The 23,135-nt window shown below is 61.4% G+C and carries 21 protein-coding genes and 1 pseudogene; 7 read left to right on the forward strand and 15 right to left on the reverse strand.

Annotation, left to right across the window (positions count from 1 at the left end; translation table 11 throughout):
- Window positions 1-10 precede the first annotated feature (10 nt).
- The 3 genes from BMZ46_RS29335 to BMZ46_RS14745 all read right to left on the reverse strand — a co-directional run bounded on the left by BMZ46_RS29335 (window position 11) and on the right by BMZ46_RS14745 (window position 1,689).
- The gene (locus tag BMZ46_RS29335) at window positions 11-184 is read right to left on the reverse strand and encodes a hypothetical protein (protein WP_166742328.1); all 174 of its coding nucleotides are present in this window, start codon (window positions 182-184) and stop codon (window positions 11-13) included.
- Between the two features lie 166 nt (window positions 185-350).
- Complete coding sequence (locus tag BMZ46_RS14740) at window positions 351-1,364, reverse strand: zinc-binding alcohol dehydrogenase family protein (RefSeq protein WP_039773233.1); 1,014 nt, start codon at window positions 1,362-1,364, stop codon at window positions 351-353.
- A gap of 31 nt (window positions 1,365-1,395) precedes the next feature.
- A complete protein-coding gene (locus BMZ46_RS14745; protein WP_011332308.1) occupies window positions 1,396-1,689 on the reverse strand; it encodes a putative quinol monooxygenase in 294 nt (97 codons plus the stop codon).
- 117 nt (window positions 1,690-1,806) lie between these two features.
- Between BMZ46_RS14745 and BMZ46_RS14750 the strand changes: the two genes are divergently transcribed.
- The 3 genes from BMZ46_RS14750 (at window position 1,807) to BMZ46_RS14760 (ending at window position 5,285) form a co-directional block, all read left to right on the forward strand.
- Window positions 1,807-2,736 carry a LysR family transcriptional regulator gene (locus BMZ46_RS14750; protein WP_039773231.1) on the forward strand — a complete coding sequence of 310 codons (930 nt, stop codon included), beginning with the start codon at window positions 1,807-1,809 and terminating at the stop codon, window positions 2,734-2,736.
- A 305-nt stretch (window positions 2,737-3,041) separates the two neighbouring features.
- Entirely contained in the window at window positions 3,042-3,776 is a 735-nt protein-coding gene (locus BMZ46_RS14755; RefSeq protein ID WP_039773229.1) for an ArsR/SmtB family transcription factor, read from the forward strand.
- Between the two features lie 126 nt (window positions 3,777-3,902).
- Window positions 3,903-5,285, forward strand: a complete 1,383-nt coding sequence (locus BMZ46_RS14760; RefSeq protein ID WP_074689708.1) for an MFS transporter — start codon at window positions 3,903-3,905, stop codon at window positions 5,283-5,285.
- Between the two features lie 117 nt (window positions 5,286-5,402).
- Here BMZ46_RS14760 and BMZ46_RS14765 read toward each other — a convergent pair whose 3' ends face one another.
- From BMZ46_RS14765 to BMZ46_RS14775, 3 genes are all read right to left on the reverse strand, one after another.
- Window positions 5,403-6,356, reverse strand: coding sequence for an adenosine deaminase (locus tag BMZ46_RS14765; RefSeq protein ID WP_007958502.1), 954 nt, complete (start codon window positions 6,354-6,356; stop codon window positions 5,403-5,405).
- An 81-nt stretch (window positions 6,357-6,437) separates the two neighbouring features.
- The gene (locus BMZ46_RS14770) at window positions 6,438-7,403 is read right to left on the reverse strand and encodes a 2-oxoglutarate and iron-dependent oxygenase domain-containing protein (RefSeq protein WP_039773227.1); all 966 of its coding nucleotides are present in this window, start codon (window positions 7,401-7,403) and stop codon (window positions 6,438-6,440) included.
- 154 nt (window positions 7,404-7,557) lie between these two features.
- Window positions 7,558-8,631 (reverse strand): BMP family ABC transporter substrate-binding protein, encoded by a 1,074-nt coding sequence (locus tag BMZ46_RS14775; RefSeq protein ID WP_039773225.1) that lies wholly within the window; start codon window positions 8,629-8,631, stop codon window positions 7,558-7,560.
- Window positions 8,632-8,918: 287 nt separating this feature from the next.
- Between BMZ46_RS14775 and BMZ46_RS14780 the strand changes: the two genes are divergently transcribed.
- Entirely contained in the window at window positions 8,919-10,010 is a 1,092-nt protein-coding gene (locus BMZ46_RS14780) for a calcium:cation antiporter (protein ID WP_074689709.1), read from the forward strand.
- 126 nt (window positions 10,011-10,136) lie between these two features.
- Here the strand turns inward: BMZ46_RS14780 and BMZ46_RS14785 are convergent, their stop codons facing one another.
- From BMZ46_RS14785 to BMZ46_RS14795, 3 genes are all read right to left on the reverse strand, one after another.
- Window positions 10,137-11,495: an 8-oxoguanine deaminase gene (locus BMZ46_RS14785; RefSeq protein ID WP_074689710.1), complete on the reverse strand. Its 1,359-nt coding sequence runs from the start codon at window positions 11,493-11,495 to the stop codon at window positions 10,137-10,139.
- Between the two features lie 183 nt (window positions 11,496-11,678).
- On the reverse strand, window positions 11,679-12,374 hold the full coding sequence (locus BMZ46_RS14790) for an SDR family oxidoreductase (protein ID WP_074689711.1): 696 nt from the start codon (window positions 12,372-12,374) through the stop codon (window positions 11,679-11,681).
- 27 nt (window positions 12,375-12,401) lie between these two features.
- Window positions 12,402-12,752 (reverse strand): MerR family transcriptional regulator, encoded by a 351-nt coding sequence (locus BMZ46_RS14795; protein ID WP_074689712.1) that lies wholly within the window; start codon window positions 12,750-12,752, stop codon window positions 12,402-12,404.
- 83 nt (window positions 12,753-12,835) lie between these two features.
- Here BMZ46_RS14795 and BMZ46_RS14800 point away from each other — a divergent pair, with 83 nt between their 5' ends.
- Window positions 12,836-13,252 carry a hypothetical protein gene (locus BMZ46_RS14800; protein ID WP_074689713.1) on the forward strand — a complete coding sequence of 139 codons (417 nt, stop codon included), beginning with the start codon at window positions 12,836-12,838 and terminating at the stop codon, window positions 13,250-13,252.
- On the opposite strand, the gene BMZ46_RS14805 is transcribed toward BMZ46_RS14800, so the two are convergent.
- The 6 genes and pseudogenes from BMZ46_RS14805 to BMZ46_RS14830 all read right to left on the reverse strand — a co-directional run bounded on the left by BMZ46_RS14805 (window position 13,249) and on the right by BMZ46_RS14830 (window position 19,637).
- Window positions 13,249-14,175, reverse strand: coding sequence for an ABC transporter permease (locus tag BMZ46_RS14805; RefSeq protein ID WP_074689714.1), 927 nt, complete (start codon window positions 14,173-14,175; stop codon window positions 13,249-13,251). The genes BMZ46_RS14800 and BMZ46_RS14805 overlap by 4 nt on opposite strands.
- On the reverse strand, window positions 14,175-15,281 hold the full coding sequence (locus tag BMZ46_RS14810) for an ABC transporter permease (RefSeq protein ID WP_074689715.1): 1,107 nt from the start codon (window positions 15,279-15,281) through the stop codon (window positions 14,175-14,177). The genes BMZ46_RS14805 and BMZ46_RS14810 overlap by 1 nt, the downstream gene beginning before the upstream one ends.
- A 12-nt stretch (window positions 15,282-15,293) precedes the next feature.
- A pseudogene (locus tag BMZ46_RS14815) lies at window positions 15,294-16,843 on the reverse strand (ABC transporter ATP-binding protein).
- 537 nt (window positions 16,844-17,380) lie between these two features.
- A complete protein-coding gene (locus tag BMZ46_RS14820) occupies window positions 17,381-17,962 on the reverse strand; it encodes an IMPACT family protein (protein WP_074689716.1) in 582 nt (193 codons plus the stop codon).
- Window positions 17,963-17,970: 8 nt separating this feature from the next.
- Window positions 17,971-18,621, reverse strand: coding sequence for a TetR/AcrR family transcriptional regulator (locus BMZ46_RS14825; protein WP_011332324.1), 651 nt, complete (start codon window positions 18,619-18,621; stop codon window positions 17,971-17,973).
- A 95-nt stretch (window positions 18,622-18,716) separates the two neighbouring features.
- A complete protein-coding gene (locus BMZ46_RS14830; protein WP_007958517.1) occupies window positions 18,717-19,637 on the reverse strand; it encodes a LysR family transcriptional regulator in 921 nt (306 codons plus the stop codon).
- A gap of 139 nt (window positions 19,638-19,776) precedes the next feature.
- Here BMZ46_RS14830 and BMZ46_RS14835 point away from each other — a divergent pair, with 139 nt between their 5' ends.
- On the forward strand, window positions 19,777-21,126 hold the full coding sequence (locus tag BMZ46_RS14835; protein WP_074689717.1) for an omega-aminotransferase AptA: 1,350 nt from the start codon (window positions 19,777-19,779) through the stop codon (window positions 21,124-21,126).
- A gap of 77 nt (window positions 21,127-21,203) precedes the next feature.
- On the forward strand, window positions 21,204-22,697 hold the full coding sequence (locus BMZ46_RS14840) for a CoA-acylating methylmalonate-semialdehyde dehydrogenase (protein WP_074689718.1): 1,494 nt from the start codon (window positions 21,204-21,206) through the stop codon (window positions 22,695-22,697).
- Window positions 22,698-23,135 lie beyond the last annotated feature (438 nt).

The following is a 23,135-nucleotide window of genomic DNA, read 5'->3' on the forward strand; positions in this document are numbered from 1 at the left end:
AACGAAAGCCTCAGCCGACAGCGCGTTGCTGGCCGGGGTCGGGAATCTGATGGGGCGCGTGCAGACGCGCTTCGAGGGTGCGGGTGAAGGCCAGCGCTTCGGCCTCACTGCGGAAGGTCACGGCGTGCTGGTCAAGACGAACTTGCCATTGGGACTTTGCCACTTCTTTTATCAGGATCTTCATTGCTGACCTCCCGTACGTAAAAGATTGCATCGCAGAGGACTCGATTGTAGTCCTGAATACGATCGCAATTGTGACAAGGGTCAAGCATCTGACTGACGGCAAAAAAGCGCCGCAGCCCCCGAGCCAGACATTTTTGGTGCTGGCGAAGGCTGCGGTCTTGCGGGTTTTAGAAACCTTCTAAAACAATTTTCCCCTTGGCCTTGCCGCTTTCCAGCAATTCATGGGCGCGGCGCAGGTTGCTCGCGTTGATCGTGCCGAAGTGCTCGCCGACCGTGGTTTTCAAGGTGCCGCTGTCGATCAGCCCGGCCACTCGATTGAGCAGTTTGTGCTGCTCGATCATGTCCGGCGTTTCGAACAGCGAGCGGGTGTACATGAACTCCCAGTGCAGCGACAGGCTCTTGCGCTTGAGTTTGGTCACGTCCAGCGCTTTCGGATCGTCGATCAGCGCCAGTTTGCCTTGCGGCGCCAGAGCCTCGACCAGTTGGTCCAGGTGCTGTTCGGTCTGGGTCAGGCTGGCGACGTGGGTCACGTGGGCCACACCGGCGCGTTTCAGTTCTTCGCTCAACGGCTGGCTGTGATCGATCACCAGGTCAGCGCCCAGCTCAGTCACCCAGTCGCGGGTCTCAGGGCGGGAGGCGGTGCCGATCACCTTGAGTCCGGTCAACTGGCTGGCCAGTTGGGTGAGGATCGAACCGACGCCGCCGGCCGCGCCGACGATCAGCAGGCTCTGGCCTTCGTCAGTGTTGCCTTCGCGAATCTGCAGGCGTTCGAACAACAATTCCCACGCCGTAATGGCGGTCAGCGGCAAGGCGGCAGCTTCGGCGAAGCCGAGGGTTTTCGGCATGTGGCCGACAATCCGCTCATCCACCACGTGCAATTCGCTGTTGCCACCGGCCCGGGCAATGGAGCCGGCGTAGAACACCTTGTCGCCGGCCTTGAACAGGGTCACTTCACTACCGACGGCCTTGACCACACCGGCCACGTCCCAGCCCAGTACCTTGGCGGCGCCGCCTTCCGGTGCGACGTTCTGGCGAACCTTGGTGTCGACCGGGTTGACCGAAATCGCTTTGACTTCCACCAGCAGGTCGCGGGGGCCGGCTACCGGTTCTGGCAGTTCGATGTCTTGCAGGGATTTTTCGTCGCTGATCGGGAGCGAGGCGTAATAGGCGATGGCTTTCATGGAGAACTCCGAAAGTGAATAAAGGAAGGTTTCAGGCGATGACGCGCAGGCGCTTGAGTTCGAAGTGTTCGAGGAACGCCTCGGCCTGGCTGCGGAAATGCTGGATATGCGCGCTGGCATCGTGGGCTTGCAGGGCTTCGTCGCTGGCCCACTGTTCGATCATGTAGAAGGCCAGTGGATTGGCCAGGTCCTGATGCAGTTCGTACTGACCGCAACCCGCTTCGGCGCGGGTCGGTTCGATCAGGGCGCGCAGGTGCTGTTCGAGAGCGTCCTGCTGGCCAGGTCGGGCGATCAAGGTGGCAATGGCGGTGAAAGGCTGGGACATGTTCGACTCCGGGACGGGATGAATTCGATGGAAGGCATGATTGGCTATTTCTGCCCGAGATAAAACCGGCTAAAAGAGCAGTCTCTTTCAATTTTTTTTTGATAATCGAGGCTGAGGATGCTGCGTTTCGATGACTTGCAGTTGTTTGTCCGGGCGGCGGATCTGGGCAGTCTGTCGGCTGCGGCGCGGGTGATGGACATGTCCGCCGCGGTGGCCAGCGCCGCGCTCAAGCGGATCGAGCAGCAACTGGGCGCGCGCCTGTTGGCACGCTCCACCCGCAGTCTGCGGCTGACGGCCGAAGGTGAAGGGTTTCTTGAGTACGCCCGCGCTGCGTTGAGCAACCTGGATGAGGGGCGCCGCCTGCTGGCCAGCGGGCAGGACCAGGTCAGCGGCATTCTGCAACTGTCGGCGCCTTCGGATTTTGGCCGTAACCTGCTGTTGCCGTGGCTCGATGACTTTCAGCGCGAGCATCCGAAGCTGACCGTGCGCCTGTTGTTGGGCGATCGCATCGCCGACCTGTTTCGCCAGCCGGTGGACATCGCCTTGCGCTACGGCGAGCCGGAAGACTCCAGTCTGGTGGCGTTGCCGATTGCCCCGCACAACCGACGTGTGCTGTGCGCATCGCCCGCCTACCTGGCTAGGCACGGCGAGCCGCTGCATCTGGAGCAGCTCGCGCAGCACAACTGTCTGCTGTACATGCTCGGTGGCCGGGTGCATGACCACTGGAGTTTCCACGATGGCAAGCGTGAGGTCAGCCTGACCGTCAGTGGCGACCGCTTCAGTGACGACGCCGATGTGGTGCGCCTGTGGGCGGTGGCGGGAGCCGGGATCGCCTACAAGTCGTGGCTGGATGTGGCCGGTGATGTGCTGGCGGGGCGGCTGAAAGTGTTGTTGCCGGAGCTGCTCTGCGAACGCGCTCCGCTGAATCTGCTGTGCGCCCATCGCGCACAATTGAGTAAGCCGGTGAACCTTCTGAGGGAAATGCTCGCCAGCCGTTGCGCCGAATTGAGTAGCCGATTTCCCGTTTTTCAGGAGTCTGACCATTAGTCGCAGGTAAATAGCGAAATTTCTCTCAGGAACAATCACCAACCACGTCCACTCAGGCGCAGGACGCAGCGAGCAACCCGCTTATACTAGCGGCCGCCTGAAGCCCGCACCGACAGGCCGGCAAGAGAACGATCAGACCGGAACCGGCGAGGCAGGAACGAGGGTCGCGACAGTACTGCGGTTTCCTTGCTGCGGCGCGCTGCCTTGCCTCGGCTCAAGGCGTTTTGCGCGCCTTGGCTGACGACTGATTACTGGTCAAGATGTCTATGAGCAGTAGACGATACGATTCAACAGGGAGTGAATACATGGAACATGCACCTTGCATCAGCCAGATCGCCACGTTGCTGGCCGATCCCAAACGCAGCGCGATGATGTGGGCGTTGATGGACGGCTCGGCGCGGCAGACCGAGGAGCTGGCGTTGCTGGCCGGGCTTTCGCCTTCGTCAGCCAGCGCGCATCTGGGGCGCTTGTCCGCTGGGGGGCTGTTGAAGGTCGAGGCGCGCGGACGCAAACGCTTCTTTCGTCTGGCGGCTCCCGAAATCGGCGCGGCCATCGAAGCGCTGGCCAGTGCCACCTTGGCCAGCGCCCCGCGAGAAATCCCCGACGTGTTCAAGCGTGCCTCGCCGGTCGTCAGGCCCCAGGCCGCTCCTTCGTCACTGCTGCGTGCGCGGTTTTGCGACGACCATCTCGGGGGCACGCTGGCCGCCGATCTGTACCAGCGGATGCTCGACGCCGGCTGGATCGAGCAGCTTGAAAACCGGGTGGTCGTGACGCACAAAGGCTCGACACAACTGGCCGGGCGCGGGGTCTACATCCAGGCGCTGGCCCATCGCAATGCCCAGGTGGCTTGTGCCTGTCCGGACTGGAGCGAGCGTCGTCCGCACATGGGAGGCTCGCTGGGAGCGGCGTTGTTGCAGCTGTTCATGCAGTCGGGCTGGCTGGTGCTGCCCAAGGACTCCCGTGCTTTGCAACTGACGGCGGCGGGCCAGCGGGAAATTCATCGATTTGCCTGTGAAACCGAGCTGGAAATGGCGTTATAGAGCGCTTTCTTCCACGGATGTACTCCTGAACGTCGTCAACGGCTGCGAACAAGTCGCATCTGGCACAGGCGCGCAACCGCTATCGCGCACACTCGATCCGGGGACTTTTCGGATTGAGGAGGTGGCATGGACACGGGAAACTACAGCGCGGCAGATCGACTGGAGCGCCTGCCAGTCAGCGGTTATCACCGGATCATCTTCATCATCATCGCCCTGGCGTTTTTCTTCGACTCCATGGATCTGGCGATGATGACCTTCCTGCTCGGCTCGATCAAAGCCGAGTTCGGCCTGAGCAGCGCCGAGGCTGGTCTGCTGGCCAGTTCGAGCTTTTTCGGCATGGTGCTGGGGGCGTCGCTGTCCGGGATGCTGGCTGATCGATTCGGCCGAAAACCGGTGTTCCAGTGGAGCATCGTCCTGTGGGGGTTGGCCAGTTACCTGTGCTCCACGGCGCAGACGGTCGAAAGCCTGACGCTGTTTCGCATCCTGCTGGGAATCGGCATGGGCATGGAGTTTCCGATTGCTCAGTCGATGTTGTCGGAGTTGATCCCCGCCCAGCGTCGGGGTCGCTATATCGCCTTGATGGACGGTTTCTGGCCGCTGGGTTTTGTTGCGGCGGGCGTGCTCTCGTATTTCCTGCTGCCGTTGATTGGCTGGCGAGACATCTTTCTGGTACTGGCGGTGCCGGCGGTGTTCGTGCTGGCGATCCGCTTTTTCATTCCCGAGTCGCCGCGCTGGCTGGAACAGGCCGGCAAACATGACGCAGCAGACAAGGTTTTGTGCGGCATCGAGGCGCGGGTACAGGCATCGCTGGGCGGTGCTGCATTGCCGGCGCCGGTTCGTCTGCCACGTAGCGTGACCCCGCCGGGCCATTTCCTTTCGGCGCTCAAACAGATCTGGTCTCCGCAGTATCGCCAGCGCACGACGATGATCTGGAGCCTTTGGTTCTTCGCGCTGCTCGGCTTCTACGGCCTGACCTCCTGGCTCAGCGCGCTGCTGCAACAGTCGGGGTTTGCGGTCACCCAGTCGGTGTATTACACGGTGCTGATTTCCCTCGGCGGGATTCCCGGTTTCCTGATGGCGGCCTGGCTGGTGGAGCGCTGGGGACGCAAGCCGGTGTGCATCGTCACGCTACTCGGCGGCGGGGTGATGGCGTTTCTGTACGGGCAGAGCGCAGTGTTCGGCGGCAACGTGGCGCTGCTGATCGGCACGGGGCTGTTGATGCAGTTTTTCCTGTTCGGCATGTGGGCGGTGCTCTACACCTACACGCCGGAACTGTATCCGACCTCGGCGCGGGCGACGGGGTCGGGGTTCGCCTCGGCTATCGGGCGCGTGGGTTCGCTGCTCGGGCCGTTGGTCACCGGGCTGGTGTTCCCGATCACCGGGCAGGGCGGGGTATTTGCGCTGGGAGCGCTGTGCTTTGCGATTGCGGCGGGGGTGGTGTGGCTGTTCGGGATGGAGACGCGGGGTAAAACCCTGGAAGAGCTGACTGAAACCGAGATGCTCAGCTGAATACAGCACCCTGTGGGAGCGGGCTTGCCCGCGATGGCGGACCGTCAGTCAACATTGATGTTGGAAGTGATGGCCTCATCGCGGGCAAGCCCGCTCCCACAGTTTTTGTATTGCTCTTTATGGTTTTACCAGGCGCGCATCCAGGCTGTTCTGGGCCAGGCGTTTGGCCTGATCCTGAGTCATGCCCAGGTGGGTGTGCAGCGCATGGAAGTTCTCGGTCACGTAACCACCGAAGTACGCCGGGTCATCGGAGTTCACCGTGACTTTCACGCCACGCTCGAGCATGTCGAGGATGTTGTGCTGGGACATGTGATCGAACACGCAGAGCTTGGTATTCGACAGCGGGCACACGGTCAGCGGGATCTGCTCGTCGATGATCCGCTGCATCAGACGCTCGTCTTCGATGGCGCGTACGCCATGGTCGATGCGCTGGATCTTCAGCAGGTCGATGGCTTCCCAGATGTATTCCGGTGGGCCTTCTTCACCGGCATGGGCGACGGTCAGGAAGCCTTCGTGACGGGCACGGTCGAACACGCGCTGGAACTTGCTTGGCGGGTGACCCATCTCGGAACTATCCAGACCCACCGCGACGAACGCATCACGGAACGGCAACGCCTGGTCGAGGGTTTTCTGCGCTTCGTCTTCGCTCAGGTGACGCAGGAAACTCAGGATCAAACCGCTGGTGATACCCAGTTGCTGCTCGCCGTCTTTCAGCGCGGCGGCGATGCCGTTGAGCACCACTTCGAACGGGATGCCACGGTCGGTGTGGGTCTGCGGATCGAAGAACGGTTCGGTGTGAATCACGTTCTGTTCTTTGCAGCGCAGCAGGTAGGCCCAGGTCAGGTCGTAGAAATCCTGGGAGGTGCGCAGCACGTCGGCGCCCTGGTAATACAGATCAAGGAATTCCTGCAGGTTGTTGAAGGCGTAAGCCTTGCGCAGGGTTTCGACGTCGCTCCACGGCAGGGCGATCTTGTTGCGCTCGGCCAGGGCGAACAGCAGCTCGGGCTCCAGCGAACCTTCGAGGTGCAGGTGCAGTTCAGCCTTGGGCAGGGCGTTGAGCCAGTCGTACATATTCTTTTCTCATCAGGTGCAATGGCGGGCATTCTACAGATGCCCGCCGAAACAATTGGCAAAACCTGACCAACCGATCCATCACACCGCTTCCTGCTCCCGTCGATAGGCGTAGGTATCGGCGAAGCGCGACAGCAGGAATTCGGCGCAGGTGGTGGTCGGATATTTCGCCGGATGCTGTGCGTCCTGGCAACCGGGCAGGCACTCGATACGGGTATCCGGATGCGGCTCGGCGAAGAACGGCATCGAGTAGCGATCCACCCCGAGAGGGCTGATCACCCGGTGCGGGGTCGAGCGATATCGGTCATTGCTCCAGCGCGCCATCATGTCGCCGAGGTTGACCACGAAGGTGCCGTCGATGGGCGGTGCGTCGATCCACTGGCCGTTGACGTTCTTCACCTGCAGGCCGCCGGCGCTGTCCTGATACAGCAGCGTGATGCAGCCGTAATCGGTGTGCGCGCCGGCACCTTGCTGTTCGGCGGAACTGGCGGTGTGGCGCGGCGGGTAATGGATCATTCGCAATACGCTGACCGGTTCGTTGAAGCGTGTATCGAAGAAGTCGCGCTCGATGCCCAGCGCCAGCGCCATGGCCCGTAACAGGGTTTGCGCGAGCGCCTGCATGTCGAGGTAGTGCTGCTCCATCAGCGCTTCCCAACCAGGGATGGCCGGATGACGGTTGGGGCCACGCAAGGGTTTTCCTGCCAGCACCTCGGGATGATCGGCCGGCAGGTGCAGGCCCATGTCGAAGGTTTCCTTGAGATCGCTGGGTTTGTCCGGGTCGAGCTGTTCGGTGGCGATGGCGCCGTAGCCGCGATGATGGACGGTCTGGGTAATGTCGATCTTGAGTTTTTCCGCGCTCGGCCGCGCGAAGAATTGCCGGGCGTGATCGAGCAGGGATTCGATGCGCTGCGCAGAAATCGGGTGACCCTTGATGTAGAAAAAGCCCCATTCGCGGCAAGCGTGGTCGATCTGTTCGGCGACGGCCGGCCAGGCGTTCTGGTCGTCGGAGTAGAGCGGTGAGATGTCGATGATCGGGAGTTGGTTCATTTCGAATGCTCTTTAATGATCGTTTCCACGTCGAATCGTCTGCGTGGGAATGCCTCAATGGACGCTCCGCGTCCGCGTTCGGCAGGGACGCGGAGCGTCCCGGGCTGCATTCCCACGCGGAGCGTGGGAACGATCACCGGGTAGATGTTGGAATTTACTTCGGCATCTCGGCCTTCATGCCTTCGACGTAGTAGTTCATCGACGCCAGTTCGGCGTTGGTGGCGCTGACCCCCGCCGGGATTTTCTCGACGCCGGCCTGATCCTTGATCGGCCCGGTGAACGGTTGCAAAGCGCCGCTCTTGATGTCGGCGATGATCTGCTCGGCTTCGGCCTTCACCGGTGCCGGCACCAGGTCGCTGATCGGCAGTTCGACCGTGCCTTCCTTCAATCCGCCCCAGTAGTCCTGGGATTTCCAGTTGTGGTCGATCACGCTTTGGGTCGCCTGAATGTAGTGCGGCGCCCAGTCGTTGACGATCGAGGTGAGCACCGCTTTCGGGCCGAAGTGCGCCATGTCCGAAGCGTAGCCCACGGCATACACACCACGCCGCTCGGCGGCCTGAATCGGCGCCGGGCTGTCGGTGTGCTGGAACACCACGTCCACGCCCTGATCAATCAGCGCGTTGGCCGCGTCGGCCTCTTTGCCCGGGTCGAACCACGAGTTGACCCACACCACTTTGATTTCGGTGCCGGGGTTGTACTTGTTCAAGGCCAGTTGAATGGCGTTGATGTCGCGGATCACTTCCGGGATCGGGAACGAGGCGACGTAGCCGATTTTTTTGCTCTTGGTCATCTTCGCCGCGAGGAAACCACCGACGTAACGACCCTCGTAGGTACGCGCCAGGTAGGTGCCGAGGTTCTTGTCCTGCTTGTAGCCGGTGGCGTGTTCGAAGGTCACCTTGGGAAACTGTTTGGCGACTTTCACCGTCGGGTTCATGTAGCCGAAAGATGTGGTGAAGATCAGGTCGTAATTGTCCTTGGCCATGTTGCGGATCACCCGCTCGGCATCGGCGCCTTCGGCGACGTTTTCCACGTAGTTGGTGGTGATCTGCGTGCCGAGTTTTTCCGCCAGCGCCTTGCGCCCCTGTTCATGCTGATACGTCCAGCCGTGGTCGCCGATGGGGCCGATGTAGACGAAGCCGACTTTCAGTGGATCGGCGGCACTGGCGCTCAGGCTGAGGCCAAGGCCCATGGCGATGCACAGCAGTGTTTGCAGTGGACGGTTTTGCATGAACGCGAACTCCCTTTTGTTGTGTGTGGGGAGGGCAATGCAAAAGGCTGACCAAGCGGACAACAATCTGGCTTGAAACCGAGGCGCGCCCATCGCGGGCAAGCCCGCTCCCACAAAAGCACCGCGATCCCTGTGGGAGCCGGCTTGCTCGCGAAGAGGCCGTAAAGTCCAATAAAAGTGCAGGCGTAGATAAAGCTGCCATCCACTGGTGCGCTAAGGTGTAACGAAACGTTAGCGCCGCCCCGCAGTCAGTAGCTCATTCGCACTCTTCGGCAAAAAGGCCCGTCATGTTCACCATCCTCAAGCAAGAAAGCTTTCTGCTGCTGGCCCTGATCGCCGCCCTTGTCGCGTATCCGCTGGAGCACTGGCTGCTGCATAGCGGCCAGATCGTCGCGCTGACGGCCGGGCTGGTGCTGATCGCCTTCATCGTCGCCGCCTCGATGCGCGTTGCCCATCAGGCTGAACTGCTCGCTGAAAAAGTCGGCGACCCGTACGGCACGATGATCCTGACCCTAGCCGCCGTGCTGGTGGAAGTGGTGATCCTGGCGATCATGATGAGCAACGAAGCTTCGGCCACACTGGTGCGCGACACGATCTATTCGGCGGTGATGCTCGACATCAACGGCATCCTCGGCCTCGCCGCGCTGATGGGCGGGATCAAGCATGGCGAGCAGTCCTACAACGACGATTCGGCCCGCAGTTACAGCGTGATGATTCTCACCGCCATGGGCGTGTCGATGGTGGTGCCGGAGTTCATTCCCGAGGCCAACTGGAAAATCTATTCGGCCTTCACCATCGGCGCGATGGTGGTGCTTTATGCGTTGTTCCTGCGCATGCAGGTCGGGCCGCACAGCTACTTTTTCAGCTACAGCTACCCGGACAAACGCCGCAAGAAAGAGCCGGTGGAACAAGAGCCGAAACCGGTCAGCCTGGCGCTGTCGATCGGCATTCTGGTGTTCGGTGTGGTGGTGATCGGCGCACTGGCCGAAGTGATGTCCAAGACCCTCGATCTGGGCCTGGAAGGCACGGGCGCACCGCCGGTGATCACGGCGATTCTGGTGGCGGCGATTTCCGCGGCGCCGGAGATTCTCACCGCGTTGCGCGCGGCGTTGGCCAACCGTATGCAGTCGGTGGTCAACATTGCGATGGGCGCTTCGTTGTCGACGGTGATTCTGACGGTGCCGGTGATGGAAGCGATGGCGCTCTACACGGGGCAGCCGTTTCAGATGGCGATGACGCCAGTGCAGACGGTGATGATCTTCATCACGCTGATCGTCAGTGCGATCAACCTCAATGACGGCGAGACCAATGCCATTGAGGGCATGACCCACTTTGTGCTGTTTGCGACGTTCATCATGTTGTCGCTGCTTGGGTTGTAATTGATCGTTCCCACGCTCTGCGTGGGAATGCCGTAAAGGACGCTCCGCGTCCTACGCTGGGACGCAGAGCGTCCCGGTATGCATTCCCACGCAGAGCGTGGGAACGATCAGAGACTTACGCTTGGATCAGGTACCGGAAATCAACTGCCGAGCCGCCTGGCTGTGATCGGCAATCAGGCCTTTGAGATCCAGTCCTTCAACCTGCCCGTCAACCACTCGCCATTTGCCGCCGACCATCACCCGATCCGCCCGGTCCGCGCCGCACAGCAGCAACGCCGAAATCGGGTCATGGCTGCCGGAGAAGCGCAGTTCATCGAGCTTGAACAACGCCAGATCCGCCTGCTTGCCGACCGCCAGTTCACCGATGTCGGTGCGACCCAGCAGGCTCGCCGAACCCTTGGTCGCCCAGCCCAGCACACGTTCCGGAGTGATCTTCTCGGCGCCGTAACGCAAGCGCTGGATGTACAGGGCCTGACGCGCTTCGAGGATCATGTTCGACGCATCGTTGGACGCCGAGCCATCCACACCGAGACCGAACAACGCGCCGGCATCGGTCAGATCGATACTCGGGCAGATGCCGGACGCCAGACGCATGTTCGAGCTCGGGCAATGGCAGATACCGGTGCCGGCCGCGCCGAGGCGGGCAATCTCGTCGGGGTTGAAATGGATGCCGTGGGCCAGCCAGGTGCGCGGGCCGAGCCAGCCGACGCTGTCCAGATAATCCACCGTGCGCAGGCCGAAGCGTTGCAGGCAGAAGTCTTCTTCGTCGAGGGTTTCGGCGAGGTGAGTGTGCAGGCGCACATCGAGTTTGTTCGCCAGTTCGGCGCTGGCGGACATGATTTCCGGGGTCACCGAGAACGGCGAGCACGGCGCCAGAGCGATCTGGATTTGCGCGCCGTCGCCACGTTCGTGGTACTCGTGAATCAGACGCTGACTGTCGTCGAGAATTACCTGGCCTTCCTGCACGGTCTGCTGCGGAGGCAGGCCGCCGTCCTTCTCGCCGAGGCTCATCGAACCACGGGTGAGCATCGCGCGCATGCCCAGTTCGCGCACGGTTTCGACTTGCACGTCGATGGCGTTTTCCAGGCCATCCGGGAACAGGTAATGGTGATCGGCAGCGGTGGTGCAGCCCGACAGCAGCAACTCGGCCAGCGCGACTTTGCTGGCGAGGGCGAGTTTTTCAGGCGTCAGGCGCGCCCAGACCGGGTACAGGGTTTTCAGCCACGGGAACAACGGCTGATTGACCACCGGCGCCCAGGCGCGGGTCAGGGTCTGATAGAAGTGGTGATGGGTGTTGATCAGGCCCGGCAGGATCACGTGTTCACGGGCGTCGAACACTTCATTGCATGGGGTCGATGGCTGCTGACCGGCGCCGAGCACTTCGGTGATCACACCGTCCTGCAGCACCAGACCGCCACGGGCATCGAGGCCGTTGGCCGTGAAAATGGCGAGGGGATTTTTTAACCAGATACGGGTCGCAGGCATTGTGGCCGGCTCCTCTGAAAGTTGGGTTCAGGGTTGCCAGCTCAGTGTTGCCCTGTCTGCTGATCCAGGGTCGCCGCGAGGGGCGAGGTGCGGAGTTTCGAACAAAATGTTGCGACGGGCAAGCCCGACCCGACCAGACACCGGGATAACCCTGTGGGGGTGAGCCCCCACAGGGTCCAGTGATTACCAGGGAATGGTTTCACCCTTGTAGTTCACGAAGTGATGGCCGCCCTTGCCGGCGAACGCATCCACCTGATCCACCAGGCCACGGGTGCTGGTCTCCACGTCGATGTCGGCACCTTCACCGCCCATGTCGGTTTTCACCCAGCCCGGATGCAGCGACAGCACCGTAAGTTTCTGCTCGCCCAACTGCGTGACGAAGCTGTTGGTCATCGAGTTCAGCGCCGCTTTGCTTGCCTTGTACAGCGCCAGTTCCGGCGCGTCGGGCATGGTCACGCTGCCGAGCACCGAACTCATGAACGCCAGCACGCCACTGCCGTCGCGGATCTGCCCGACAAAGCGCTGGGCCAGATTGATCGGTGCCACCGCGTTGGTGAAGAACAACTGACCGACTTCCGCCAGCGTCGCGCCGCCCGGGGTCTGCACTTCGGGGCCTTTGACCCCGGCGTTGACGAACAGCAGGTCGAAGGTCTGGCCCTTGAGCTTCTGGCTCAGGGCGATCACCGCTTGCTGGTCGTCCATGTCGAGTTTTTCGATTTGCACGTTGCCCAGTGCTTCGAGAGCCTCGGCATTGGAAGGATTGCGAACCGTGGCGGTGACTTGCCAGCCGTCGGCCAGCAGGGTTTTCACCAGTCCCAGGCCCAGGCCCCGGGAGGCGCCGATGATCAGTGCGTGCTTGGCAGGATTAAGTGCGGACATGACGGGCTTTCCTTGAAAGTTGAAAGATCACGGGTTCAATGGACAGCGTTGACCGAGCCGATGCTGCAATTCGAGGCGCAGCTCACCGAGTTCGGCCATGCGGGTTTCGACCAGCTTGAGTTTGTCTTGCAGCAGTTGCGTGACGGTGGTGTCAGGATTTGGCGATTGCCACAGCGCGCCAACGCTGCTGCCGATCTCGCCGAGGGTAAAGCCCAGACGCTGCGCCGTTTTGATGTAGAGCACCAATTGCACCATCTCCGGCGGATAGTCGCGATAACCGTTGGCGCTGCGTTGCGCCGCGATCAATCCGCGCTCCTCGTAAAAACGCAGCGTGTCACGGCTGACATCGCAGGCCTGGGCCAACTCACCGATGCGCATCTTGCAGGTCTCGAAAGTGTTTGACCCTGGAGCATACTCCAGGCTTTACCGTGGTTGCTCCCTGAATTTTCGGAGCAAGGATGATGTGGACTTCAACGCAATATCGGCAGGTGGTGCGCGGCAGCGCCTGGTATGACTTGATCGTGACGGCGGCGTTTGTCACGCCGTGGAGTTTTGCTGTGTTGCACGGGTTGCTGACGGCGCTGAGTCAGGCGCTGGAGCTGCCCGGCGAGCTGCCGCCGTTCGAACCTGCGCATCTGTTGATAGCCAATTTGTTCGGGTCGGTGGTGTGCATGTGGGCAGTGCTGCGGATTCGTGATCCGCAGCCGGTTTATGGGCGCTATGACGCGGTGACGCGGTTTCTGTTCGCCGCGTGGATGACGTATGCCCTGGCCCACGGCGCCAGTTCGTTGGTGGTGGGGTTCCTGGTTCTCGAAGTGGCGTGGGGCATCGCTCAGGCGTTGCCGGTCCGGCCGCTGTCGCGAGCCGTAACGGCTTAGTGCCCGGCCTGCCACGGCTGCCCCAGTGATACCGGCGCGTACAACCGTGTACGCAGCGCATCCCGCGACAACAACACCAGCACCAGAATCGTCGCGACATACGGCAGCATCGCCAGCAGACTCGAAGGAATCGCCAGCCCCAACCCCTGCGCCACCAGGTGCAGGATGCTGGCGAGTCCGAACAGATACGCACCGAGCAGCAAGCGCCACACCCGCCAACTGGCGAACACCACCAGCGCCAGGGCGATCCAGCCGCGTCCGGCGGTCATGTTCTCGGCCCACATCGGCGTGTAAGCCAGCGACAGATAAGCCCCGGCCAGTCCGGCCATCGCCCCGCCGAACAACACCGCCAGTGTGCGCACGGTCAGCACCGGCAAGCCCATGGCACTGGCCGCATCCGGGTTCTCGCCGACCGCTTGAATGATCAGCCCGACACGGCTTTTCACGATCACCCACGCCACCAGCGCAAACAGTACGAACGACAGGTACACCAGCAGATCCTGGGCAAACAGCATGCGGCCGATCAGCGGGATTGCGCTCAAGTAGGGAATCGCCAGCGGCTCGAAACCGGCCAGCGGTTTGCCGACCCACGCCGCGCCGACAAAGGTCGACAGGCCGACGCCAAAAATCGTCAGCGCCAGCCCGGTCGCCACCTGATTGGCGTTGAACACCAGCGCCACCAGAGCAAACAGCGACGACAGCAACATCCCGGCGAGCATCGCCAACACGACGCCCAACCAAAGGTTGCCGCTGTTGAACGCGACGATGAAACCGATCACCGCGCCAAACAGCATCATGCCTTCCTGACCGAGGTTGAGTACGCCGCTCTTCTCGCAGATCAATTCACCCAGCGCCACCAGCAGCAGTGGCGTACCGCAGCGCACCATGGCGTAGAAAATATTGCTCAGCAGATCGATATCCATCACAGCGCTCCGGCGGTTACGGCGGTGGTAGAAGTGCGCCGCACCCAGCGCAGGTTCAGGCGTGGCCGATAGAGGATCAGCACGTCACAGGCCAGCAGGAAAAACAGCATCATTCCCTGGAACAACTGAGTGATTGCCTGCGGCAGATTCAGCGTCATCTGCGCGCTCTCGCCACCGATATACAGCAGCGCCATCAACAGGCTGGAAAACAGAATGCCGATCGGATTGAGCCTGCCGAGAAACGCCACGGTGATCGCCGCGTAGCCGTAGCCCGGCGAGACCTGCGGCACCAGTTGGCCGATCGGCCCGGTGACTTCGCAGACACCGGCAAGTCCCGCCAATCCACCACTGATCAGCAGTGCGAGCCAGATCAGCCGCTTCTCGCGAAACCCGACAAACCCTGCCGCACGCTTGTCCAGCCCCAGCACCTTGATCTGGAAACCGACGAAGCTTTTCTGCAGCAACACCCACACCGCGACCAGCGCGAGCAAGGCGAAATACACGCCGATGTGCGCGCGCCCGTCCTCCATCAACAGCGGCAGGCGGCTGGCATCGCTGAACATTGCCGATTCGGGAAAGTTGAACCCGGCCGGATCTTTCAGCGGCCCGTGCACGCAGAACAGCAGCAGGTTCAGCGCGATGTAATTGAGCATGATGCTGGTGAGGATTTCGTTGGCGTTGAAGCGGGTGCGCAACCAGGCGGTGAGCCCGGCCCACGCGGCGCCGGCCACGGTGCCGGTGAGCAGGATCAGCACCAGTGCCCAGCGGCTTTGCATATCGATGATGTTCACCGCCAGCGCACTGCCGGCCAGGGCGCCGAGCAGCAACTGGCCTTCGGCGCCGATGTTCCAGATCCGCGCCTGATAGGCCACCGCCAGCCCCAGCGCACACAGCAGAATCGGCAGGGTTTTGACCAGCAGCTCGGAGACGCCATACAGGTCGCTGACCGGGGCGATCAATAACGTGTGCAGGGTTTTCAGCGGGTCGTGACCGAGGGCGATGAACAGCAACGATCCGCAGACCAGCGTCAGCGCCGCCGCCAGCACCGGCGAGCACCACAGCATCAGGCGTGATTGCCGGCCACGGGGTTCGAGGGAAAGCAACATGGGAAAACTCCGTTAAACCGTGGCCGGTTGTGATTGAGGGGTGTCGAACTGGCCGGCCATCCAGCCGCCGACGTCGCTGAGGCGGGTTTGCGCCGTGTCCTGCAACGCCGACAGGCGCCCGCCGCACAGCGCGCCGAGGCGGTCGCTGATCTGGAACAGTTCGTCGAGGTCTTCGGAGATCACCAGAATCGCCGCCCCGGCATCGCGCAGGGCAATCAGCGCCCGGTGAATGGTGGCCGCCGCGCCGACGTCCACGCCCCAGGTCGGGTGCGCGGCGATCAGCAGTTTCGGTTGCTGGAGGATTTCCCGGCCGAGGATGAATTTCTGCAGGTTGCCGCCGGACAGGCTGCGGGCGGCGGTCTGGGTGTCCGGGGTTTTCACGCTGAAGCGCTGGATGATCGTTTGGGCGAGGGCTTCGACCTTGCCGCGCTCGATCAAACCGTTGCTGACCAAGCCTTGTTGAAAGGCGGTGAGCAGGGCGTTGTCCGCCAGGCTCATGTCCGGCACCGCGCCATGCCCGAGGCGTTCGGCGGGGACGAACGCCAGGCCGAGTTTGCGTCGGGCATCCGGGCGCTGATCGGCGACGGCGAGTTCGCGGAAGCGGATGGTTTGCGCTGCATCGCGGGGCAGTGTTTGCTCGCCGCTGAGCAATGCCAGAAGCTCGTCCTGCCCGTTGCCCGCCACGCCGGCGATGCCGACGATTTCACCGCTGCGCACCTGCAGATCGATGTCGCTCAGGGAGCAACCGAACGGATCCGGGTTGTGCCAGTTCAGACCGCTGACCTGCAAAAACGCCGCGCCACCGGTGACCTTCGTGAACTCGCCGATCAAGGTCGCGGCGTCGCCCACCATCAATTGCGCCAGTTGCCGGTCGGTGCAGTCGGCCGGTACGCAATGCCCGGCCACCCGGCCGCCGCGCAACACCGTAGCGCTGTGACACAAGGCGCGCACCTCGCCGAGTTGTGGCTGATGAACAGAATGCTGCAGCCCTCGGCCGCGAGCCGGCGCAGGGTGATGAACAACTCGTCGGCTTCCTGCGGCGTGAGCACCGAGGTCGGCTCATCGAGAATCAGCAGGCGAATGTCCTGCATCAGGCAACGCACGATCTCGACCCGTTGCCGCTCGCCGATCGACAGGCTGTGGACAAGTCGCTGGGGTTCCAGCGCCATGCCATATCGGCGCGACACTTCACGGATTTTCGCCTCAAGCTGTTTCGGCGAACCGGACGCTGCACCCATCGCCAATGCAATGTTCTGCGCCACGCTCATGGTCTCGAACAGCGAGAAATGCTGGAACACCATGCCGATGCCCAACTGCCGCGCCTGGGCCGGGTTGCGCATGATCACCGGTTGACCCTGCCACAGCATCTCACCCGAATCGGCCTGGGTGACGCCGTAGATGATCTTCATCAACGTGCTTTTACCCGCGCCGTTTTCACCGAGCAGCGCGTGGATTTCGCCGGGGGCGATGCTCAGGTCGATGGCGTCATTGGCAAGGCATCCGGGATAACGTTTGCTGATGTGGCGCAGTTGCAGGCGCGGTGTGGACGTGGGGTTTGGCATGACAGGCTCGGGTTGCTTGGAGTTGTGCCTGTGGATAAAGCAATTTCCTGGCCATTGAGTCAGGAACGCAGGTGGCTGCTGTTTGCCAGCCTGTGGCGCAGAGCCTGTGAATCGAATTCGGTTGCCTGCACGGCACCACTTGAGGGCAAAGCCTTTGATCAGGCTCCAGTTTTGCCCGCAACTGGCTGATCAAAAAACGAGCAACCGCGCCGAAGCCATGCAGAACCTGCGACTGCGCCAGCCATGAACGGCTTATCCACAGGTTGCTCCACAGTATTTGTGCGCAAGACAAAATCCAGGGCATAAGCACTGGCGGGCTTTCTTCTAAAGGCGATAAACAACGCTAAGCGATTGTTTTTACGTGAAATTGTTCATTGTGATGAGCGATTGGACGAAAAGTGAGCAAATCCCGCAAAGCCACGTGACAGAAGGGTTACAGCCTCCTGTGCTCAGGTTATCCACAGCCGGGTGCACAGCGGATGTGGGCAAGTTGCGGGTTTAAGCACATCGGCTTGTGCCCTAAAACATGGCGGGGCTTCAACGCTGCAGCAGGATTCGCCCACGGCTCAGATCGGCCAACTGAGTTTGCAACAACTCGATGTGCGCTTCGCCCACGGCCAGTTGCAACTCGACACCATTGGCGGTGAAGTTTTCCTCGACCACCAATCCGCCCAGATCCGCGACCCGCAGCTTCACCAGCGCCAGTTCGCCAAAGGCGCAGGCGCAACGCACGGGCACGCGACTGATCAATTCCATCTTCGGCGCGGCTTGCAGGCACTTGTTGGCGCCGCCGCCATAGGCCCGGGCCAGGCCGCCGGTGCCCAGCTGAATGCCGCCGTACCAGCGGATCACCAGCACCGCGACCTGATCGCAGTCCTGCGCTTCGATGGCCGCGAGAATCGGCCGCCCGGCAGTGCCGCCGGGTTCGCCGTCGTCGTTGCTGCGGTACTGATCGCCGAGTTTCCACGCCCAGCAATTATGCGAAGCGTTCAAGTCGCTGTGCTGCTCGATGAAGGCTTGCGCCTCCGCGGGGCTGCCGATCGGCGCGGCGAAGGTGATGAAACGGCTTTTGCGAATCTCTTCGCGGAATTCGCAAAAGCCGCTGAGGGTGAATGGCATAAAACGACTTATATAGAAGAAGTGAGGCCGCAGCCTTTGAGGATGATGCGGATCAGGTTGTTGCCGGCGTCTTCCATATCCTGTTTGGTCAACTTGCTGCGACCGGTCACCCGGCAGATCTGGGTGGCGAAGTCGGCGTAATGCTGGGTGCTGCCCCACAACAGGAAGATCAGGTGCACCGGGTCGACCGGGTCCATCTTGCCCGCGTCGATCCAGGCCTGGAACACGCCGGCGCGGCCCTGGAACCAGGCGCGGTAATCCTGGTTGAAATATTCGGTCAGGCATTCGCCGCCGCTGATCACTTCCATCGCGAAGATCCGCGACGCTTGCGGCTGGCGACGGGAGAATTCCATTTTCGCGCGGATGTAGCGGGTCAGCGCTTCGGCCGGATCGTCCTCGGCCGTCAGGGTATTGAAGGTGCTGTCCCACAATTGAAGGATGTTGCTCAGCACCGCCACGTACAACCCGAGCTTGTTGGTGAAGTAGTAATGCAGATTCGCCTTTGGCAGCCCGGCCTTGGTGGCGATGGTGTTCATGCTCGTGCCTTTGTACCCGTGACGGGCGAACTCGTCTTCGGCGGCTTTGATGATGGTCTCTTCGTTCTTCTGACGAATGCGGCTGGCGGGTTTGCCGCCGTGGGCTGGGACTTCAAAGGTCATAGGCACTTCCGGGTTTGTCTGTGGGGTGCAACCAGTTGCGTTGATAGCGCAACCACCGGCGCGGGACAAGCCCCGGGCGAAGAAAACCCCGGTCGTCAGCGGGTGGCGGCGAGGCTTTCGAGAAAGCTTTCCAGTACCAGATGAGGGCGGCGACCCTTGCGGGTGACCGAGGCCAGGCTCAAATCATAGAAGCGGGTACTGGCCTTGAGCGCGCGCAAGCGACCTTGTTGAACCCAGAGACTGGCATAGTGATCCGGCAAATAGCCGATGTAACGCCCGGTCAGAATCAGGAACGCCATGCCTTCACGGTCGGATGCGCTGGCGGTGCAATTGAGCGCCTGATAGTGCGCCTGGATCTCCGCCGGCAAACGGAAGGTCGGGGCGATGGCGTCCTGACTGTTCAAGCGTTCGTCATCCAGTTGTTTGTCATCGACGTAAAACAGCGGATGGCCGACCGCGCAGTAGAGCAACGAGCGCTCGCTGTACAACGGCTGGTATTCCAGTCCCGACAACGCACTGGCCTGCGGCACCACGCCGACATGCAGGCGTCCGTCGAGCACGCCTTGTTCGACTTCGTTGGGGGCGATCATGCGGATCTGGATCTGCACGTCCGGCCCGCGTTCCTTCAATTGGGCCAATGCGTGGGTGATGCGCATGTGGGGCAGGGTGACGAGGTTGTCAGTCAGGCCGATGATCAACTCGCCGCGCAAGTGCTGGTGCAGGCCATTGACCTCGGTGCGGAAACTTTCCAGTGCACTTAGTAGCTGCAACGCCGATTGATAGACCTCGCGGCCTTCTTCGGTCAGGGAGAAACCGGCGCGCCCGCGTTGGCACAGACGCAGGCCGAGACGTTGTTCCAGATCACTCATCTGCTGGCTGATCGCCGAGCGACCGATGCCGAGTACGGTTTCCGCCGCCGAGAAGCCACCGCACTCCACCACGCTGCGAAAAATCCGCAGCAGGCGAATGTCAAAGTCACTGACCTGGGCCAGTGGATCTGGGCGGCGGCTGCTCATGATGTTGTGCTCATTGTTTAGCAGAGTTCTAACTGAAGGTTAGAAGAGTTGAATTTCACCGACTTTATCCCCGTGGCAATTTAGCTGCAACAACGCTTTCTATCGCTCTGAAGCTTATTGCCCTGCGAGGTTTTGCCCGATGAACATGCCTGAAAACGCGCCGTCGCCACTGGCCAGCCAACTGAAGCTGGACGCGCACTGGATGCCGTACACCGCCAACCGCAACTTCCAGCGCGACCCGCGTCTGATCGTCGGTGCCGAAGGCAGCTGGCTGATCGACGACAAGGGCCGCAAGGTATACGACTCGCTGTCCGGTCTGTGGACCTGCGGCGCCGGGCATACCCGCAAGGAAATCCAGGAAGCGGTGGCCAAGCAGTTGGGCACCCTCGATTACTCGCCGGGCTTCCAGTTCGGCCATCCGCTGTCGTTCCAGCTGGCGGAGAAAATCACCGACCTGACGCCGGGCAATCTGAATCACGTGTTCTTCACCGACTCCGGTTCCGAGTGCGCCGATACCGCGGTGAAAATGGTCCGCGCCTACTGGCGCCTGAAAGGCCAGTCGACCAAGACCAAGATGATCGGCCGCGCCCGTGGCTATCACGGTGTGAACATCGCCGGCACCAGCCTTGGCGGCGTCAACGGCAACCGCAAGCTGTTCGGTCAGGCGATGATGGATGTCGATCACCTGCCGCACACTCTGCTGGCGAGCAATGCGTTCTCCCGTGGCATGCCGGAGCAGGGCGGTATCGCCCTGGCCGATGAGCTGCTGAAGCTGATCGAGCTGCACGATGCTTCGAACATCGCAGCGGTGTTCGTTGAGCCGATGGCCGGCTCCGCTGGCGTGCTGGTTCCGCCACAGGGCTACCTCAAGCGTCTGCGTGAAATCTGCGATCAGCACAACATTCTGTTGGTGTTCGACGAAGTGATCACTGGGTTCGGTCGTACCGGCACCATGTTCGGCGCCACCACCTTCGGCGTGACCCCGGACCTGATGTGCATCGCCAAGCAAGTCACCAACGGCGCGATCCCGATGGGCGCGGTGATTGCCAGCTCCGAGATTTATCAGACCTTCATGAACCAGCCGACCCCGGAATACGCCGTGGAATTCCCGCACGGCTACACCTACTCGGCGCACCCGGTGGCTTGCGCCGCAGGTCTTGCGGCACTCGACCTGCTGCAAAAGGAAAACCTGGTGCAGAGCGTGGCTGAAGTCGCGCCGCATTTCGAAAATGCCCTGCATGGCCTGAAAGGCGCGAAGAACGTCATCGACATTCGTAACTTCGGTCTGGCCGGTGCAATCCAGATCGCGGGCCGTGACGGCGACGCCATCGTGCGTCCGTTCGAAGCCGGGATGGCGTTGTGGAAGGCCGGCTTCTACGTTCGCTTCGGCGGCGACACCCTGCAGTTCGGCCCAACCTTCAACAGCAAACCGCAGGACCTCGATCGTCTGTTCGACGCGGTCGGCGAAGTGCTGAACAAGCTCGACTGATTTTTCCTTCTATATAGATACGCAAACAGCAGGCGCCCCTTGCGGGCATCTGCGTACAAGAATTCAGGAGTTATCCGATGAGCGTTATCCCGCATTTGATCAATGGCGAACTGGTGACCGAGAACGGTCGCGCGGTCGATGTGTTCAACCCGTCTACCGGTCAGGCTATCCACAAGCTGCCGCTGGCCAGCCGCGAAACCATCCAGCACGCCATCGATGCCGCCAAGGCTGCGTTCCCGGCCTGGCGCAACACGCCACCGGCCAAACGTGCCCAGGTGATGTTCCGTTTCAAGCAACTGCTGGAGCAGAACGAAGCGCGCATCGCGCAGTTGATCAGCGAAGAACACGGCAAGACCCTGGAAGACGCTGCCGGTGAACTGAAGCGCGGCATCGAGAACGTCGAATTCGCCTGCGCAGCGCCGGAAATCCTCAAGGGCGAGTACAGCCGCAACGTCGGCCCGAACATCGATGCCTGGTCGGACTTCCAGCCGCTGGGCGTGGTGGCCGGCATCACCCCGTTCAACTTCCCGGCGATGGTGCCGCTGTGGATGTATCCGCTGGCGATCGTTTGCGGCAACTGCTTCATCCTCAAGCCGTCCGAGCGCGACCCAAGCTCGACCCTGCTGATCGCGCAACTGTTGCTGGAAGTCGGCCTGCCAAAAGGCGTGCTGAGCGTGGTTCACGGTGACAAGACTGCGGTGGACGCGCTGATTGAAGCGCCGGAAGTCAAAGCGCTGAGTTTTGTGGGTTCGACCCCGATTGCCGAGTACATCTATGCCGAAGGCACCAAGCGCGGCAAGCGCGTTCAGGCACTGGGCGGCGCGAAGAACCACGCGGTGCTGATGCCGGATGCGGATCTGGACAACGCGGTCAGCGCACTGATGGGTGCGGCTTACGGTTCCTGCGGCGAACGCTGCATGGCGATCTCGGTGGCCGTGTGTGTGGGTGACCAGGTTGCCGACGCACTGGTGGCCAAACTGGTTCCTCAGATCAAGGCGCTGAAAATCGGTGCCGGCACTTCTTGTGGTCTGGATATGGGGCCGCTCGTAACCGGTCAGGCGCGTGACAAGGTCAGCGGTTATGTCGAAGACGGCGTGGCGGCGGGCGCGACCCTGGTGGTCGACGGTCGTGGTCTGAGCGTTGCCGGTCATGAAGAAGGTTTCTTCCTGGGTGGCTGCCTGTTCGACAACGTCACACCTGAGATGCGCATCTATAAAGAAGAGATCTTCGGGCCGGTGCTGTGCGTCGTCCGGGTGAACAGCCTGGAAGAGGCGATGCAACTGATCAACGATCACGAATACGGCAACGGCACCTGCATCTTCACTCGTGACGGTGAAGCGGCACGTCTGTTCTGCGACGAGATCGAAGTCGGCATGGTCGGCGTCAATGTTCCACTGCCGGTGCCGGTGGCTTACCACAGCTTCGGCGGCTGGAAGCGCTCGCTGTTCGGCGACCTGCATGCTTACGGTCCGGATGGTGTGCGCTTCTATACCCGTCGCAAGGCGATCACTCAGCGCTGGCCGCAGCGCGCGAGCCATGAGGCGTCGCAGTTCGCATTCCCTAGCTTGTAAGTAGTAGGGCAGTGCAAAGAAGGCCGACCTTTTAAGGTCGGCCTTCGCGTTTCAGGGCTTTTTTGACCGATATGACAGATTTATGAAAATAAGGGTTGACGGCGAATTCCAGAGGTCTATAATTCGCCCCACTTCCGGCGCAGTCGAAACGGAAAACTCCTTAAGATTCAATGAGTTAAGTAGGTTTCGATAGTGGATCGCTTCAGTTCATCGAAGCCTGGAAGGAGTTGGAAATGCCGGTTTTCTGGTGCTTTCAACGGTTCGATCTTCTCGGTCGAAGGCGGAGAAAAAGAGGTGTTGACAGCAGCGTGTAACGCTGTAGAATTCGCCTCCCGCTAACGAGAGATCGGAAGCGCAAGTGGTTGAAGTTGTTGAAGAAATCTTCGAAAACTTCTGAAAATAATCACTTGACAGCAAATGAGGCTGCTGTAGAATGCG

The organism is Pseudomonas sp. NFIX49, assembly GCF_900115915.1.
In the GTDB taxonomy this organism is placed as follows: Bacteria; Pseudomonadota; Gammaproteobacteria; order Pseudomonadales; family Pseudomonadaceae; genus Aquipseudomonas; species Aquipseudomonas pharyngis.